Raw genomic sequence first — 14,814 nt, forward strand, 5'->3', positions numbered from 1 at the left:
CGTCAACATGCCAGACGTGAGCAGAGCATTCAATTGGTGCTGACTGCCAGTGATGGGAAGGGAAAACCGCTGAACGGAGCCAATCTGGCACTGACACAGTTGTCGGCGACCAATCGTCAGGGAATAAGCTACCCCGCAACGTTATTGCTAAATGGTGAAAAGACCTACAGTGGTACTACTGGGGAGGATGGCACAGTGATGCTGATGCTAACCGACCCGGCGGGATTAGGGCTGGAAAGCACGCTGACGTTCAGCCTGCTTGGTGACGCCGGGGAGGTATCCGCGACAGCGAGTCAGTCGGTGATTTTTACCATAGTGACCAGTCCGGACACCAACAAGGCTAACTTCTGGGGACATATGAGCGATACGATAGTCGTCAGGAATGTTACGTTTAAACGTCCACCGTTGGCTGCTGAATGGGCAGCTGTTAGCCGAGAGGTGAATAATGAAACTTGGTCATGTTGTGAGTGGTTTGCTGCGAGTCAGTCCGGTGTACTGGCGAGCAGAGAACAATTGCTCGACTTACAGAGCAGTTACCCACTTGATAAGATTGAGACTTTTTATGGCTGGCCACTCCAGTTCTCGGGTACTGGGAATTTTTGGTCGTCAACAATCGGCATTAATCAAGTTAATCACTATGTCGTTAACCTCTCTAATGGTGTATCCGGTGAAACGAATAACAGGGATCTTTACTGGCCGGGCTGGTTATCAAAATAGTAAAATAGATTAATTATCAATCTGATGTTCTGCTCAATAAAGTCCAACAACCGGTAGCTTGTTGGACTTTATTTTATACAGAAACCCCAAATCAGGGGATGCCCCTCTCCCCTGAGGTAGCCATTAATTGACTCGCCAACCCGCCACAATAATCAACATTCCCGCGAGCGCAACCCCCGCTCCGACCCAATCGAACAGCGAAAGTTTTACGCCATCGACCACTCGCAACCAAACATTTTCAATTCACATTGCGTTACTTTACCTATCCGTCATCGAGCTGTCACTGACTGGTTTATCGACCTCAAGCAATGATATAATTTTTACCCGCTGATAGCGTGCCAGTAAATGACATAATGATTGAACATCACCGACTCATAAAGGACTTAAGACGATGAAGATAGATAGACTGCCACGCCTGATCCGCGTTTTTCTGCCACTCGCTCTGCTGACCTTGCCGCTGACATGGCAAACCCCGGCATTAGCACAATCAGCAAACTGCACTCAGGGCAGCACTTGCGTCTCTGTCGGCGGGAATAATGACCCCATGTCAAAAGAGCAGGCGCGCCAAAGCCAACAGCAGTGGGATGATAACCATCGTCTGCGCAACAAAGTGAACAGTCGGGTAGAAAAGAATTTCGATAAATTCGATCGTGCTGAAGATGCGAAAGATAGCTGTAATCGCAGCGAGAATTTAAACGCCTATTGGGAGCCGAATACTGAGCGCTGCCTCGACCGCTTATCCGGCCGCCAGATTAATCCGTAAACAGCGGCGATGGCTCAGATTTACTTGAGGTCATCGGGATCTGGGCTATCCTTTAAGCTGAGTTTAGGGATCAATACGTAGGGCAACCTGTTCATCCACATAAGGATTTTATGATGAAAAAAACAATTATTATCAGCACCCTGTTACTCTCTCTCGCGCCTCTGGCGGCGCTGGCATCTTGCGAAAGTGTCAAGGCGGAGATCGCTCAGAAGATTATTAACAATGGCGTGCCTGAATCAGGTTTTAAGCTGGATATCGTCCCTAATGATCAGGTCGAGCAAGCCGGTGGCCAAGTGGTTGGCCATTGCGAGAATGATACCCAGAAAATTGTTTATACCCGTATCAATAACGGCGAGTAATCCCGTGCCGTTTCCCGTCAGGGCGCGCCTTATGGTGCGCCCTTTTGCTTTGTTGATAACTCTTTTTTGTCGATAATCCTGTTTTGTCGGAAATAGCTCACAATATTGATAAAGATTCACTGGTCATTCACTTGACGGCAAGTAACAATCTATCGGCTTGCTAAATAAGGGGTTTGTCTCGATATGTCAGTCAGTGACTTTATCTCAGTCAACAACGTTACATGAAACATCCAGCGCATCTCTATCACTACCGCGCCATGCTGCGCCGACTGCTGATCTCAATCATGCTGGGCATGATGGCAGCCCTGATCGTTTGGTTATTTCATCAGGCGATGTTGGGGCTGGAGTGGCTGCTTTTCGCCCGAACCGATGGCAGCCTGGTTGCTGCGGCCTCTTCGATTACTGGCTGGCGACGGGCATTAACCCCGGCACTGGGTGGTTTGGCCGCCGGTGCTTTACTGTGGGCCTATCAACGTTATCAACAGCAAAAGCCCAGCACACCGACCGACTATATGGAGGCCATCGAGATCGGCGATGGGCGGTTAGCTGTCTCAGCCAGTTTGGTCAAATCCCTCGCCTCATTATTGGTGGTCTCCAGCGGCAGTGCCATTGGCCGTGAAGGGGCGATGGTGCTACTGGCGGCCTTGTTTGCTTCTGTTTTTGCCCAGCGCTATGCCAAACCGAGTGAGTGGAAACTTTGGGTTGCCTGTGGTGCGGCGGCGGGTATGGCGAGCGCCTATCATGCGCCCCTGGCGGGCAGTCTATTTATTGCAGAAATTCTATTTGGCACTTTAATGTTGGCCTCCCTCGGGCCAGTGGTTATTGCTGCGGTCAGTGCTTTGCTCACCACCAATTTATTGCAGGGTGGACAGGAGGCCCTTTATCAAGTGCAAGCCCTACCATCACCCTGGCCGATACAGTATTTCCTAATGGCATTACTGGGGATATTAGCCGGTCTCTGTGGGCCGCTATTTCTCAAAGCTATGGCCGCCAGTGGGCACGCGTTCCGCTCACTTAACCTGCCCCCCCCACTGCAACTGGCACTCGGCGGGATCATCGTTGGGCTATTATCGCTAATTTTCCCAGAGGTCTGGGGCAATGGCTACAGTGTGGTGCAGTCGTTATTAACTGCGCCGCCGGGCGTTTTATTGATTGGTGGAATACTGATATGCAAGTTATTGGCCGTGCTCGCGAGCAGTGGTTCGGGCGCGCCGGGCGGCGTATTTACCCCGACACTGTTTGTTGGTGCCGCTTTGGGGATGCTATGTGGGCAGATGCTGGCCTGGTGGCCGGTTCTCGGCGACAACATTGCACTGCTAATGGCGCTGACCGGGATGGCAACCCTATTGGCGGCAACGACTCACGCCCCGATGATGGCGGCATTAATGGTGTGCGAAATGACCGGCGAATACACCCTACTCCCCAGCCTGCTACTATCCTGCGTGATTGCGACAACCATTGCGCGCTGGTTACGCCCAATATCGGTCTATCACGGGCATTAAATAACTCAGATTGATTCATCTGCCTGGTATTTTAGCATGAGTAATTGGTGGCGGTTTTATATAACAATAAGGTAGTCGCTAACCATCAACAATTAACATTCGATACTGGTGAGTAATGTGCAATTATTAACTGCGCCAGACGAGACGGTGCATCTATACTGACTCTTTTATTCTGCCCATTAAATAGGATGATATAGATCTGTAGTGATTTTATCATGCATAAATTTAATAAAAGAGTAATTTTTCAATTCATAAGGTTCAAATCATGAAGTTCAAATCAATTATACCAGCCAAGCATGGCGGTAATAATTTAAAAGGAGTATTCATATGAATACAGTACAAGCTTGGGCCGCCCCATTATTTTGGGGGCCTTGGGTAAATTTAAGAGGCCATACTGGTAGCTCAGTTTACACCGTGAGTTTTGAAACGGAATCAGCAGCACCCTCATCTTTTGATGTGGAAATTGAATATGCGACAGAAACTCATATGCAGCTGGTCTATACTCAAGGCCCCGGTGAGTTTCAAATCTCTAATAACAATGGCACCGGTACAGATAGAATAAGATTTAAAAGTCATACTGTCGGTCAGGTCATCAAGGTTAACTTCTAAGTAAAGTGAAATTCCGTGGGCTTTTATCTTTATTTGTTATAAGCAATAAACTCTGCGGAATTTCTTAATTGGCATATTCATTGACTATGGCTAATGCCACTGCCCGGTTAGCGACGGCCTGGTAATATACCCCATTAACAAAAAACAGTGCAGATACTATTTTGGTTTCCGGGTATATCTGGTAGCCGTTAAATAGCGTTTGCATTTTTTCTCCAATATTTGAATTGATGAATGTTGAAAATTGCTTCACACACTTTTTCTTGTTATCCAGTTCTATAATGAGATTATCATTTTTATAGAATAGAGATTTATCTTCACGCAGAGATACCTGTTCAACACATGTTTTTTCCAGAGAAAAATATTTATTATTGATCTTGTAAACTAACAGTCGTGGTTCATTTTTTGTTGTACATGAAGAGAGTATTAATAATGAGAGAGTGGAGAATATTATTTTATATAGTTTGACAGCGTTTTTTCTCATAAAAACAAACCTCATTAGTAAAAACAGTCTCAGTGGTCAATAAATAATCACATAACTGCCTGATTAGCACCCATCATATACCTCGGGTGCTAATCAGTGGCAGACTGACCGCATAAATATTTAATCTCTGGCCTTAATCTAGTGGCCTATCGGGCATAACTCACCTTGCCACTCGTACTCTGTACGAGTAATATAACAACTCACAGGGAAGGAGTCGAGGCAGATGGATCTATTACATTTCATTGAAACCTCTATTTTTCAAAGGAAAATCGACGGTTTATTAAGTGCTGATGAGTATCAAAGGTTCCAAGAATTTCTCAGTTTAGATCCTACGGTTGGCGATACTATATCCGGCACGGGTGGATGCAGAAAAATCAGGTGGGCATTATCAGGAATGGGAAAAAGTGGTGGGATTAGAGTCATTTACTACTACCTGACCCGAGAAGGTGAAATATATCTACTGATAGCCTATCCAAAGAGTGAGAAAGATAATCTGACTAACAGTGAAAAAAACCAGCTCAGAAAAGTCATCGAGGCTATCGAGGAGGCAAAATGAAAGATGAATTATTCAGTGAATTGATGGCCAGTGCTCAGGAAGCATTAGCAATTAAGCGAGGTGACATGCAGGCTGCGCGAGTCACTACACTCACTTTGCCGGATGTTAAAGCTATCCGCGCAAAAGCGAAACTAAAGCAAGATGAGTTTGCTCAGGTCGTTGGTGTGTCCCCTTCCCTTGTTCAGGCATGGGAACAACATAAAAGAACGCCAACCGGTAGCAGTTTGAAATTACTGCGCATTATTGAAAAAAACCCAGACATGCTGAATATTTTCAGAATGGCATGATAATATTAGCGTGAGCTCCCCTCACGCTAATGAATCAGATCTATTCGTCGTGGTTTGAGCGGCTAGAATAGCGCGCGGATTATTACTCATTTCATTACCCCAGCCAATGGGATAATTATATTATTGACTAATCACCGATAAATCTAAATATTTCGCCAATGGTTTCTCTTCCGGGTGTGGCAAATAGGGTAATTGTCCTAACTGCGGTGCCGGTAAACGTTCCCGTAGCATGGCGATGGTTTCCGCGTAGTGGGCTAATCCGGGGTTAATGCGATTTGCGACCCAACCTAATAGTGGCAATCCATCATTGAGAATGGCTTGTGCGGTTAATAGGGCGTGGTTGATACAGCCTAATTTAATGCCGACGACCAAAATAACCGGTAATTGTTCTTGTATTACCCAGTCAGAATAGAAACGTTGGTCATTCATCATCACTTTCCAGCCACCACAACCCTCAACCACCACAGTATCCGCTTTGGCGGATAAGCGCTGTAGCCCCTGGGTCATTTCGCCGTAGTTAATCAGCGTATCCGAGCAGGCGTGGATAACATCCGCTTGCAATGGGAATGGGTTAACTTCCTGATAATTAAGCTCAATGGATGACGATGCTTGTAAAATTAGCGCATCCTGATTGCGTAATCCATTGGCGGTCTCTTTGCTTTCGGTCGCGACAGGTTTATAGCCCGCCGCTGTTCTGCCATTTTGGCTTAAGGCCTGAAGTAAGGCCCGTGACACCACGGTTTTACCAACAGCGGTGTCGGTACCCGTCACAAATACTCGCGTTAACATAACAATACTCCAAAATCTGGCCACCCAGACTTAACTCTTTTCACTTAACATTAGCGAAATGGGTAATATGGATAAAAGTCTAGGCGATGCCGACCACGGACAGCTTGCGTTAGCGCAAGGTTTTGCCGAACTGAGAGAGGTTTTTAACGGATAAGAGCAAATAATAGGAGGAGTAGATAAGAGATAACCACTAATAATTAACTCTTAATTATTAGTGTTAATAGGTTAGCCTTGCAGTAGTTTGACTAATAATGAGCCGTTATAGAGCGCTTCTTTTACTAATGCCGCACCGGGCATCGTACCCTGATTAAAGAATGCGGTCGGTTCAACCAGAATATTATCGCTGTATGCGGGCAGTGCTTGTTGGCGAATACAAGCTGCAATGGCCGGATGTAAAATAGAGGCTGCTTTATTTAGCGGCGAACCCACCAGGATTTTTTCTGGATTAAATAAATTGACCATGATGGCAACAATTCGCCCTACGCTGTGGCCAACACCCAAAATAATATCTTTGGCGAGTTGATCACCGGCCAAAGCGGCATCACATAAAGATTCAACACTCAGTGGCGTGCCATGTAATAACGAACTCATGGAGCCGTTTAACCGCTGTTGTGCAATTTCCAGCATATTCTCAATACTGGCAACTGTCTCAAGGCAGCCATGATTACCGCAATAACAGAGTTTGCCGTAGGGATCGACTTGGGTATGACCAATCTCGACCACACTGCGGCTACCGGCATGTAATACCCTGCCCGCAGTAATAACACCGGCACCCACATTATGGTCAATCACCACCTGAATCACATTCTGGCACCCGCGCGAGGCACCATACAGCGCCTCCGCCATGGTCCAGGCGCAAATATCGTGTTGCAGATAAACTGGCAGTCCCGTTCGCTGCTCCAGTGCGGGGCCAAGTAGCATCTCATCAACATCATAAAACGGCATTTTATGCACAATACCTGCTGGCGCATCAATAATACCCGGCATGGTAATGGCGATAGCGGTTAGCCTTTCAAGCTTTTCCTGATGGCGGATAAAGAATCGATCCACCTCGTTGAGAATACGATTTAGCAGGGGTTCAGGGTGACTATCCGGTAACGGGATCTGATCTTCGACCACCAGTTTGCTACTGAGGTCGCGTAATGCGAGGGTGATGAAGTCACGACTAATACGCCCGGAGACATAGTGCCAGGCCTCGGTATCCAACACTAAACCAATCGCTGGCCGCCCACGACTACCCACATCTTGGTATTCGGTCTCTTTAACCAGGTGTGCTTCAACTAGCTCTCGCACGATTTTAGTGATACTGGCGGGGGCCAACTGTGCCCGCTTAGACAGTTCAATACGTGATATTGGGCCGAACAGATCAATTAGCCGATACACGGCCCCTGCATTGGTCTGCTTGATTTGATCAATATGCCCAGGCTGTCCATCCGTTATCACTAAACCGGCTCCTTCTCTGCCAACCGAGTATTTTTCGCGCTTCTAAATAAAGATTATCGGCTATGTTGGGGCTTTTAGCATATGGCGTCAACTATTTGATTAGTTATGTGATTTACTGCACATAATAAGTAATCATTGCTGGTTATTTATACGGTTTGAAGTCAAGGGAGCAGTGGTTTTTTTACCACTACTGCAGCAGTATTTTCTAGGGTTCTTCCACTGGCCCCCTTTCAGGAAGGAGTTAGTGGAGGGCCGAGGGGGAATAACCCGCAAAACTGATTACCTTGTGACGTAGAGGTGTATATGACCAGCATTAACTATGCCATATCGACTGATATACTGAGGATTCTGTCTGCTGAAATAACCGGTTACCATCGTTATAAAATTTTTCTGGTCTGGTGATAATCGAATGCTGGTGACATGTTGCCAATAACCATTTCTTCTTAGAATATCAGGTAAGTTACCCGTTTCCACTCTAGATATATTATCCCTATCAATAGGCGTCATAACCCACTCCATTTTACCGCCGACAACAACTCTAATACGTCCAGCTGCGATAGCATTTTCTATTATCTCATCAAATGTCCGTGGTGGCCCTACTAGTATTGGTGTTTGGTATGGAAACATATTGGGTTGTGCTGGGAAAAGGCCTAATTTTTCTAACTCTTCACGTGATAGCATATTATTCACCGATGATATTTAATGGTTAATGTAACTTGGTCATTGTCATTGTCATTGTCATTGTCACTTTTGCTTTCATATCTATATCCCTTTAGAAAAACCCACTCTCATATTGGCGATTAAAAAAGTGATAAATGGCACACCAAAATAGTCGGTAATCCTAAATCCTGACATTGGTATGGCGCTTTTTCATCATATCTATCTTGCTCTAAAATCACCTCCCGTTATGTACAAAATATTCTTAATAGGAGATTAACGACGCAGTAAGCAAAAATTCTGTTATTTTAATATTAATTTAGATAACGTTAAAATAACGGCAGTAATACTGAGAGTGGGCTTCGAAACTCCGGCTGTTTTTCATTGACAGCTGGGAGATAGTAAATTATGTACAATTGACTGATAAAAAAGGAATTTAAAATGGAATTAGCTCAGTTTATTAATGGAAAGCGTATATTGGTCCGCAGGTGTAATAGCACTCCTTCCAGGCGTGTGGCGGTTATTAGTCATGGGCGATTCTTGCCCTTACAGGCTTTGTTCGGCGGTATGTCGATGGACACCCGTGTTCCAGCAGGCGTTGCGGTTAACTGGTATGTCAGACACGGTGAAACCATCTCAAACCATACAGTTATGGGGCTATATGAGCGGTTACACCGGGGGGATTCTCCTGTGTCGATAAAAGATTATTCAGGTAGAAACACGGTAAAAAACTACATTCTGCGGGCAGATATTTCTCTTGGACGATCTTGCACTTCCCGATCAGGAGGCCACTGTGATGTTATCCTCCCGGTGGATATTATCACCACGCAAAACATTCTGGAAGCCATCCAGGCAGGCCAGTTGCCATACCATGAGGTGTACTTCCTCTCTTGCCGTGCAAACCGACTGACACAGACGAATATCTAATTTACTGCAGTGTTATCGGCTAACTTCGTCTATTCCATTAGAACCGTCAAAGCTGGTGATATCTTGAATTGGCGCGATAAATATGACTGTATTCAGTGACTATCTGGTTGGTCTGGCTTTTAATGCTGCCATTAAGAAATTCAATCTTGTGGTATTGGACATCAAACGTATTGTTCTGCGGCTCATCGTGTTTAAATACGCGAAAGTACTCATTGAGGTCTCTGTTATATTCTGGCCCGTGTCCATGTTTCGAAAACAGATCATTCGCATCTTCTTGCAAAAATCCTGTTGTAACCGAACCGGCATAGCCAACGACATAAGTGTTGGCAATTATACGTGACAACTCTGCCGCTATAGACCCTAGATAAAAATCTGCCGAATGGCAAAATGCCAAATGTATACGCCGGATATTCGCCACCGGAGCACCTTTAATGAAGTTCGCTAGATCCCCCGCACGACGAAACCGATTACCGATAATTGCCACCTTCGATATAAATACATTGTTGTGAAAATCAAATTCACCATGACAATTGATGGTTAACTCCGTTCCTATCGGAGTTTTTTCCTTAAAGATATAGCCATCTTGGCAGTGCAGGACTAACTCTTTCACGGCTCGCTTCCTTACTTTGATTGAAACTATTCGCAATGGTTACAAAACCCCTGTTGTTCGGCTTTTTCACCCTGTGGGGTATGCTTCCGACCCAAATGGATCGGGAGCGTTACGACTCTAAGTACGGCTGGGTGCCGATGTCAATATTCATGTAAACAACGGCTTGGTGGAAGTGGTCAGCAGAAAAATTAGCCCGAATCTGTCACTCATTGTCTCGGGAGATGTTGAACCACTTGAGACGTGATGTCCTATGGCTGGATCTCCGCCAGCATTAGGCGAATCAATGCCTCGGCTGGATCTCCGCCAGCATTAGGCGAATCAATGCCTCGGCTGGGGCGGTAACCGGTCGGTGCTTATGATTGACCAGCCATACCTCGGTGGTGGCGCTGGCTTCCGCCAAAGGTAAGTATTTCACCCCATCCACTTTTATCCGGGTAAATGAGGCTGGCAGGATTGAAATACCCAAACCGGAAGAGACCAGGCCGACGATCGTCATCGCCTCGCCAACTTCCTGCGTAATATAGGGCGTGATACCCGCGCGAGCTAACAGCCTGAGGATCTCGTCATACAGCGCCGTCCCCACCTCGCGCGAAAAGAAGACAAACGGCTGCTCAGCCAGTGAGCTAAATTTGACACTGCCATGGGGTAGTGCCGCCAACGGGTGCTCTTCGTGGACTACCGCGACTAACGGTTCACGCAGTAGTAACCGGTATTGCAGTGCATCTGGCAGCCGTGTATTGCGCATCACACCAATATCAAGCCGCCCATCCAGCAGCGGTTCAATTTGCTGTTTGGTGTTGACCTCCTGCATCTTAATGTGAACTTGCGGATGCAATTGACGGAATGCCCGTAAGTTTTTAGATACCGTGCTAATGAACGGCGCTGATGAAGTAAAACCAATGGTCAATTCGCCGGACTCTCCACGATGTAAACGCGCTGCCTTTTCTGCTGCCGAGTTTACCTGCGCCAGAATTTGATAAGACTCCTTTAAAAACAACGAGCCCGCTTGAGTCAGACTGACATTGCGGTTGTTGCGGGCGAACAGTCGCGCACCGATTTGCTCTTCCAGAATTTGAATTTGCTGGCTCAGCGGCGGCTGAGAAATACGCAACCGCTCCGCTGCTCGCCCAAAATGCAGCTCTTCAGCCACCGCAATGAAGTAACGTAAATGTCTGAGTTCAATACTCATTGGGTTCCATTGATATGTTTAAAGTCTTATTGTGAATGATTAATATATTAGACAAAAAACTCAGCTATTTCTATGATCGCGTCATTGAGCTGTTTAAGTGGCTAGCAAGAAATTCTATTTGATTGTATTAATGATAAGGAAATACCGTGACCACCTCTTCGCGCACCACGGCGACCCTAGCGCCAGCGCCCGCAGCAAATGATGATACCCCCTCTTCAGCACCCGCTTCCGAGGTGGCTCGCTTATCGAAACGCCCCTATATCCAACGCGGCACGCCAGAGTTTATCCGCGTTACGCTGGCTTTCTTTTCCGCCGGATTGGCGACCTTTGCCCTACTCTATTGTGTACAACCGATCCTGCCGTTGCTGTCGCAGGACTTCAATATCTCACCGGCGGGCAGTAGTTTATCGCTCTCGGCCGCCACCGGCATGTTGGCCTTTGGGCTGATGTTTACCGGCCCTCTTTCGGATGCGGTCGGGCGTAAATCGGTGATGGTAGTGGCGTTGATGTTGGCGGCGATCTGCACCCTTATTTGCTCATTGATGACCAGTTGGCACGGTATTTTGTTGATGCGGGCATTGATTGGTCTCTCTCTTAGCGGCGTTGCTGCTGTCGCGATGACCTACCTCAGTGAGGAGATCCACCCCAGTTTTGTCGCACTCTCCATGGGGTTATATATCAGCGGTAACTCCATCGGTGGGATGAGTGGTCGGTTGGTCACTGGCGTACTCAGTGACTTCTTTTCATGGCGCATCGCGCTGGCGGTCATTGGCTTATTTGCGTTAGCCGCCGCTTGTATGTTCTGGCGCATCCTTCCGGCGTCGAAACACTTCCGCCCCACTTCGTTACGGCCCAGAACCTTGGCCATTAATTTCAAACTGCACTGGCGTGATCCCGGCTTGCCATTACTGTTTGCCGAGGGCTTTCTTATTATGGGCAGCTTTGTCACTCTCTTTAATTACATTGGCTATCGCTTACTGGCTCAACCCTATTATCTCAGTCAGGCGGTGGTGGGCTTATTATCAATAGTTTATCTCACTGGCTCCTATAGCTCGCCGAAAGCAGGGGCATTAACCAACCGCTATGGACGTGGGCCGATATTATTGGCATCAATTGGTATGATGCTAATTGGGGTGCTGATCACCAGTTTTCCGCCAGTCATAACCATTTTTATCGGCATGATGGTATTTACTGCGGGCTTTTTTGCCGCGCACTCGGTTGCCAGTAGCTGGATTGGCCGTCGTGCTCGCCGAGCGAAGGCACAGGCATCTTCACTTTATCTGTTTTGTTATTATGCCGGTTCGAGTGTCGCGGGAACATTAGGGGGGATCTTCTGGCTTAATTTAGGCTGGACCGGGGTTGTCGCATTTATCGCCACGATGTTGCTACTGGCGCTATATGTGGGTCAGCGGCTACGTCAATTGCCCGAAGCAGCGAAAATTTAATTTTCAATAAAAACGGTTGAAATATAAATTAAGTATATAATGTAGTTAGGGATTTTTTTACGGTACTAAGTTACTTAATTTACGTCATTTCAGGAGAACATATGACCAGTCACTTTCTTACGCTTTGGGATATTCTGGCGACCACTTTTTCAATCTTCTTTTTTATTGCCTATTTACTGATCCTGTTTCAGGTTATTTCTGATCTCTTCAGAGACCATGAGCTAAATGGTTTTTATAAGGCGATTTGGATTATCTTCTTGCTGTTCATCCCATTACTGACCTCACTTATCTATCTGGTCACTCGCGGTAAAGGCATGGCGCAGCGTTATCGTGCCACAGTACAAAAATCCGTCTCTGAGACCAATGATTATATTCGCCAGGTCGCGGGTAAATCACCGGCAGAACAGATTGCTGACGCCAAAAAGCTGTGGGATGAAGGTACGATCACTGAAAGTGAATATATGCAGCTTAAAGCCAAAGCACTGGCCTAATATTTAATTGATCACTAAAGGCTAAATGTCATCTATTAGATCATTTAGTCTTTAGTGCCGCTTTATTCGCGAATCCGCGACATTTTTTATCGGAGATACAACCAGCGCGATCATCACAATCCCGAAAAGAAGTGCACCACTACCCGCGAAGAGTTGACCGACTGTCATACTGCGCATCTGCCAGCGTTATCATTGCTGCAAAAACAGTTGCAACCACTGCTGGGGTCAATGATTCGGTAGCTTTTATGCCAACACTTTCTACTGTCTCACGCGCCACGTTCACCAATACCCGACCAGGCGGGCGAAGCACTACCTGACGAAGCCCATTGTTGCTGTCGCGTGTGACGAGGCCAATTTTTTCGAGAGCGATCAATTGACGCACTACAGCTGATTGAGGTTTACCCATCTTATTCACGAGTACTGAAATATTTATCCGATCGCCGTCCGATCGCGCGATAACATTGAGTAGCGCAAAGTCACTGAAGCTGATGCCATGATATGTACCCAATTCATCGTCAAGCTTAAGTTGCAGACTGGCGTGGGCACGATATAACGCCAAACAAAAATCGAGATTTGTGTTCATCAACATTTGTTCCTGGGTTCGTCGTAGCTAAGTTCGTCGGGACAGAGGATCTCCTGGCGCCACAGGCTAACTAACATTTCCAATTCCTGCGCGGCATCGAACGCGGGATCTTCACTGGCTTTAACCATGTCCAGCACCTCAAAGAGAAAGTTACTCTCACCATGCTCGACCCAATCCTGCGCAAGTCTCATGTTGCGATGTTGCGCATATCGCAGTTCAAAACGATGACGGTTGAGTGTGCCTTGAACGTTAGCACTGCCTGCAACTAATACTCTCCCCGTAATCTTGTTACGGATCGCATACACCCCCGCTCTGCTTTTCGTCTCCAGGTACTGCCGTTTCAGCACTTGTTTGTTTGTCATCATCCATCCTTTTCATTCCAAATAAGTCATGTCGCAGCTGTCAGCGACATGCTCTTTTACGAATAATACCCGGATAATATTATGTGTCAATAATACCCGGGTAAATATATCTATCTCTATATCGCATGAAAATTTGGGATCTAATGGCGAATGAGGCAGACAGACTCTGAAGAGGGCTTCTCATAATCTGAAAATAAAACCCGTTAAGCTGGCGGTTATGGTCTGAATTTACTGCTGTTTTGCGTCACCAGTAGTTGCAAGTTTTGCGGATGTCGTCAAAAAGGTGACTAATCAGAATGAAACTGTCTGCATAATATTTACTACTAATTTTTATCCGGGTATATTAAACGGCCATTGATATCCCATTGAGGCTGAATGCATGTCTGAATACCTGTCGAAGCCCTCGACAGCCTTTGGAGACCAACAGCTGTTGCTGTCAGGTCCGCTTGTCGAGGTTGCGCTGGCCATTAAAAATGAGCTCGAAAATGGATCAACAAAAACGTTCCTTGTTTTTGATGACGTGACAGGCAGTGTGATCGATTTGGACCTGCGTGGCTCTGATGCCGACATCATAGAGAGACTTTCCCAACCTTCTCAGCCATTTACGGGGCGTTATGCCTCCCGCCAGAACAAGTCGCCAGAACCTGTGGAAGACGATACTGCAGAATCGAAAGGTCGGGGGCGGCCAAAATTGGGTGTTGTTGCTCGCGAGGTAACCTTACTGCCCAGGCAATGGGACTGGCTAGCCACCCGGCCTGGCAGTGCATCAGCTGTAATCAGACGTTTGGTAGATGAAGCCATGCACTCGGAGGGGTCACGTGAACAAAGACGGGCAGCTCATGAGGCGGTTTATCAGTTCATGCAGGCGATCGCCGGCGATCTGCCTGGCTATGAGGAGGGAATACGTGCGCTCTTCGCAGACGATCGAACCAAACTTGAACAATGTATTGCAGCATGGCCTGTAGACATTAAGGCTCATGTTCTTCGCCTGGCTTTTGGTTCATCAGATCAACTTGCTACGAAAACCACTCTATAAAATTGCAG

19 protein-coding genes and 1 pseudogene are annotated in these 14,814 nt (G+C 46.7%); 11 read left to right on the forward strand and 9 right to left on the reverse strand.

All coding sequences use genetic code 11. From position 1 onward, the window contains the following. The first annotated feature begins 36 nt into the window (after window positions 1-36). Window positions 37-717, forward strand: coding sequence for an adhesion domain-containing protein (locus AACW11_RS01015; RefSeq protein ID WP_212585587.1), 681 nt, complete (start codon window positions 37-39; stop codon window positions 715-717). A gap of 123 nt (window positions 718-840) precedes the next feature. On the opposite strand, the pseudogene AACW11_RS01020 reads toward AACW11_RS01015, so the two are convergent. Further along, window positions 841-951, reverse strand: a pseudogene (locus AACW11_RS01020) (YnfA family protein); the annotation flags it as partial. 157 nt (window positions 952-1,108) lie between these two features. Between AACW11_RS01020 and AACW11_RS01025 the strand changes: the two are divergent. The 4 genes from AACW11_RS01025 to AACW11_RS01040 all read left to right on the forward strand — a co-directional run bounded on the left by AACW11_RS01025 (window position 1,109) and on the right by AACW11_RS01040 (window position 3,950). Beyond that, window positions 1,109-1,480, forward strand: coding sequence for a DUF1283 family protein (locus tag AACW11_RS01025; protein WP_212585588.1), 372 nt, complete (start codon window positions 1,109-1,111; stop codon window positions 1,478-1,480). A gap of 113 nt (window positions 1,481-1,593) precedes the next feature. Further along, window positions 1,594-1,839: a DUF1161 domain-containing protein gene (locus AACW11_RS01030; protein ID WP_212585656.1), complete on the forward strand. Its 246-nt coding sequence runs from the start codon at window positions 1,594-1,596 to the stop codon at window positions 1,837-1,839. Between the two features lie 221 nt (window positions 1,840-2,060). Beyond that, window positions 2,061-3,341 (forward strand): voltage-gated ClC-type chloride channel ClcB, encoded by a 1,281-nt coding sequence (gene clcB, locus AACW11_RS01035; protein WP_212585589.1) that lies wholly within the window; start codon window positions 2,061-2,063, stop codon window positions 3,339-3,341. A gap of 327 nt (window positions 3,342-3,668) precedes the next feature. Continuing rightward, the gene (locus AACW11_RS01040; RefSeq protein WP_049600362.1) at window positions 3,669-3,950 is read left to right on the forward strand and encodes a colicin Z C-terminal domain-related protein; all 282 of its coding nucleotides are present in this window, start codon (window positions 3,669-3,671) and stop codon (window positions 3,948-3,950) included. A gap of 64 nt (window positions 3,951-4,014) precedes the next feature. Here AACW11_RS01040 and AACW11_RS01045 read toward each other — a convergent pair whose 3' ends face one another. After that, complete coding sequence (locus AACW11_RS01045; protein WP_212585590.1) at window positions 4,015-4,431, reverse strand: hypothetical protein; 417 nt, start codon at window positions 4,429-4,431, stop codon at window positions 4,015-4,017. Between the two features lie 223 nt (window positions 4,432-4,654). Here AACW11_RS01045 and AACW11_RS01050 point away from each other — a divergent pair, with 223 nt between their 5' ends. Continuing rightward, on the forward strand, window positions 4,655-4,987 hold the full coding sequence (locus AACW11_RS01050) for a type II toxin-antitoxin system RelE/ParE family toxin (RefSeq protein ID WP_032898916.1): 333 nt from the start codon (window positions 4,655-4,657) through the stop codon (window positions 4,985-4,987). Next, the gene (gene nadS, locus AACW11_RS01055) at window positions 4,984-5,274 is read left to right on the forward strand and encodes a NadS family protein (protein WP_032898914.1); all 291 of its coding nucleotides are present in this window, start codon (window positions 4,984-4,986) and stop codon (window positions 5,272-5,274) included. The genes AACW11_RS01050 and nadS overlap by 4 nt, the downstream gene beginning before the upstream one ends. Window positions 5,275-5,394: 120 nt before the next feature. Here the strand turns inward: nadS and bioD are convergent, their stop codons facing one another. The 3 genes from bioD to AACW11_RS01070 all read right to left on the reverse strand — a co-directional run bounded on the left by bioD (window position 5,395) and on the right by AACW11_RS01070 (window position 8,187). Next, on the reverse strand, window positions 5,395-6,063 hold the full coding sequence (bioD, locus tag AACW11_RS01060) for a dethiobiotin synthase (RefSeq protein WP_212585591.1): 669 nt from the start codon (window positions 6,061-6,063) through the stop codon (window positions 5,395-5,397). Window positions 6,064-6,288: 225 nt separating this feature from the next. Then, the gene (gene mlc, locus AACW11_RS01065; RefSeq protein WP_212585592.1) at window positions 6,289-7,506 is read right to left on the reverse strand and encodes a sugar metabolism global transcriptional regulator Mlc; all 1,218 of its coding nucleotides are present in this window, start codon (window positions 7,504-7,506) and stop codon (window positions 6,289-6,291) included. A gap of 279 nt (window positions 7,507-7,785) precedes the next feature. Further along, window positions 7,786-8,187, reverse strand: a complete 402-nt coding sequence (locus tag AACW11_RS01070; protein ID WP_212585593.1) for a hypothetical protein — start codon at window positions 8,185-8,187, stop codon at window positions 7,786-7,788. 417 nt (window positions 8,188-8,604) lie between these two features. Here AACW11_RS01070 and AACW11_RS01075 point away from each other — a divergent pair, with 417 nt between their 5' ends. Further along, complete coding sequence (locus AACW11_RS01075) at window positions 8,605-9,090, forward strand: putative adhesin (RefSeq protein ID WP_339379032.1); 486 nt, start codon at window positions 8,605-8,607, stop codon at window positions 9,088-9,090. 46 nt (window positions 9,091-9,136) lie between these two features. Here AACW11_RS01075 and AACW11_RS01080 read toward each other — a convergent pair whose 3' ends face one another. Continuing rightward, a complete protein-coding gene (locus tag AACW11_RS01080; RefSeq protein WP_212585595.1) occupies window positions 9,137-9,700 on the reverse strand; it encodes a hypothetical protein in 564 nt (187 codons plus the stop codon). A gap of 280 nt (window positions 9,701-9,980) precedes the next feature. Further along, window positions 9,981-10,889 (reverse strand): LysR family transcriptional regulator, encoded by a 909-nt coding sequence (locus AACW11_RS01085; RefSeq protein WP_212585596.1) that lies wholly within the window; start codon window positions 10,887-10,889, stop codon window positions 9,981-9,983. A 146-nt stretch (window positions 10,890-11,035) separates the two neighbouring features. Between AACW11_RS01085 and AACW11_RS01090 the strand changes: the two genes are divergently transcribed. Together AACW11_RS01090 and AACW11_RS01095 are read left to right on the forward strand one after the other, a co-directional pair. Beyond that, on the forward strand, window positions 11,036-12,334 hold the full coding sequence (locus AACW11_RS01090; RefSeq protein WP_212585597.1) for an MFS transporter: 1,299 nt from the start codon (window positions 11,036-11,038) through the stop codon (window positions 12,332-12,334). A 101-nt stretch (window positions 12,335-12,435) separates the two neighbouring features. Continuing rightward, window positions 12,436-12,825 carry a PLDc N-terminal domain-containing protein gene (locus AACW11_RS01095; RefSeq protein ID WP_212585598.1) on the forward strand — a complete coding sequence of 130 codons (390 nt, stop codon included), beginning with the start codon at window positions 12,436-12,438 and terminating at the stop codon, window positions 12,823-12,825. Window positions 12,826-12,964: 139 nt separating this feature from the next. Here the strand turns inward: AACW11_RS01095 and AACW11_RS01100 are convergent, their stop codons facing one another. After that, window positions 12,965-13,408 carry a MarR family winged helix-turn-helix transcriptional regulator gene (locus AACW11_RS01100; RefSeq protein WP_212585599.1) on the reverse strand — a complete coding sequence of 148 codons (444 nt, stop codon included), beginning with the start codon at window positions 13,406-13,408 and terminating at the stop codon, window positions 12,965-12,967. Continuing rightward, the gene (locus AACW11_RS01105) at window positions 13,408-13,773 is read right to left on the reverse strand and encodes a GIY-YIG nuclease family protein (RefSeq protein ID WP_339379033.1); all 366 of its coding nucleotides are present in this window, start codon (window positions 13,771-13,773) and stop codon (window positions 13,408-13,410) included. Before AACW11_RS01105 ends, AACW11_RS01100 begins: the two co-directional genes overlap by 1 nt. A gap of 376 nt (window positions 13,774-14,149) precedes the next feature. On the opposite strand from AACW11_RS01105, the gene AACW11_RS01110 reads away from it, so the two are divergent. Continuing rightward, the gene (locus AACW11_RS01110) at window positions 14,150-14,806 is read left to right on the forward strand and encodes a DUF2239 family protein (RefSeq protein WP_212585601.1); all 657 of its coding nucleotides are present in this window, start codon (window positions 14,150-14,152) and stop codon (window positions 14,804-14,806) included. Window positions 14,807-14,814 lie beyond the last annotated feature (8 nt).

The sequence above is a fragment of the Yersinia sp. Marseille-Q3913 genome (assembly GCF_963892745.1).
Taxonomy (GTDB): Bacteria; Pseudomonadota; Gammaproteobacteria; order Enterobacterales; family Enterobacteriaceae; genus Yersinia; species Yersinia bercovieri.

Coding starts and splice junctions, on each gene's coding strand:
- AACW11_RS01025 (WP_212585588.1), top strand. CDS start 1,109: ATGAAGATAGATAGACTGCCACGCCTGATCCGCGTTTTTCTGCCACTC.
- AACW11_RS01030 (WP_212585656.1), top strand. CDS start 1,594: ATGAAAAAAACAATTATTATCAGCACCCTGTTACTCTCTCTCGCGCCT.
- clcB (WP_212585589.1), top strand. CDS start 2,061: ATGAAACATCCAGCGCATCTCTATCACTACCGCGCCATGCTGCGCCGA.
- AACW11_RS01040 (WP_049600362.1), top strand. CDS start 3,669: ATGAATACAGTACAAGCTTGGGCCGCCCCATTATTTTGGGGGCCTTGG.
- AACW11_RS01045 (WP_212585590.1), bottom strand. CDS start 4,431: ATGAGAAAAAACGCTGTCAAACTATATAAAATAATATTCTCCACTCTC.
- AACW11_RS01050 (WP_032898916.1), top strand. CDS start 4,655: ATGGATCTATTACATTTCATTGAAACCTCTATTTTTCAAAGGAAAATC.
- nadS (WP_032898914.1), top strand. CDS start 4,984: ATGAAAGATGAATTATTCAGTGAATTGATGGCCAGTGCTCAGGAAGCA.
- bioD (WP_212585591.1), bottom strand. CDS start 6,063: ATGTTAACGCGAGTATTTGTGACGGGTACCGACACCGCTGTTGGTAAA.
- AACW11_RS01070 (WP_212585593.1), bottom strand. CDS start 8,187: ATGCTATCACGTGAAGAGTTAGAAAAATTAGGCCTTTTCCCAGCACAA.
- AACW11_RS01075 (WP_339379032.1), top strand. CDS start 8,605: ATGGAATTAGCTCAGTTTATTAATGGAAAGCGTATATTGGTCCGCAGG.
- AACW11_RS01085 (WP_212585596.1), bottom strand. CDS start 10,889: ATGAGTATTGAACTCAGACATTTACGTTACTTCATTGCGGTGGCTGAA.
- AACW11_RS01095 (WP_212585598.1), top strand. CDS start 12,436: ATGACCAGTCACTTTCTTACGCTTTGGGATATTCTGGCGACCACTTTT.
- AACW11_RS01100 (WP_212585599.1), bottom strand. CDS start 13,408: ATGAACACAAATCTCGATTTTTGTTTGGCGTTATATCGTGCCCACGCC.
- AACW11_RS01105 (WP_339379033.1), bottom strand. CDS start 13,773: ATGATGACAAACAAACAAGTGCTGAAACGGCAGTACCTGGAGACGAAA.
- AACW11_RS01110 (WP_212585601.1), top strand. CDS start 14,150: ATGTCTGAATACCTGTCGAAGCCCTCGACAGCCTTTGGAGACCAACAG.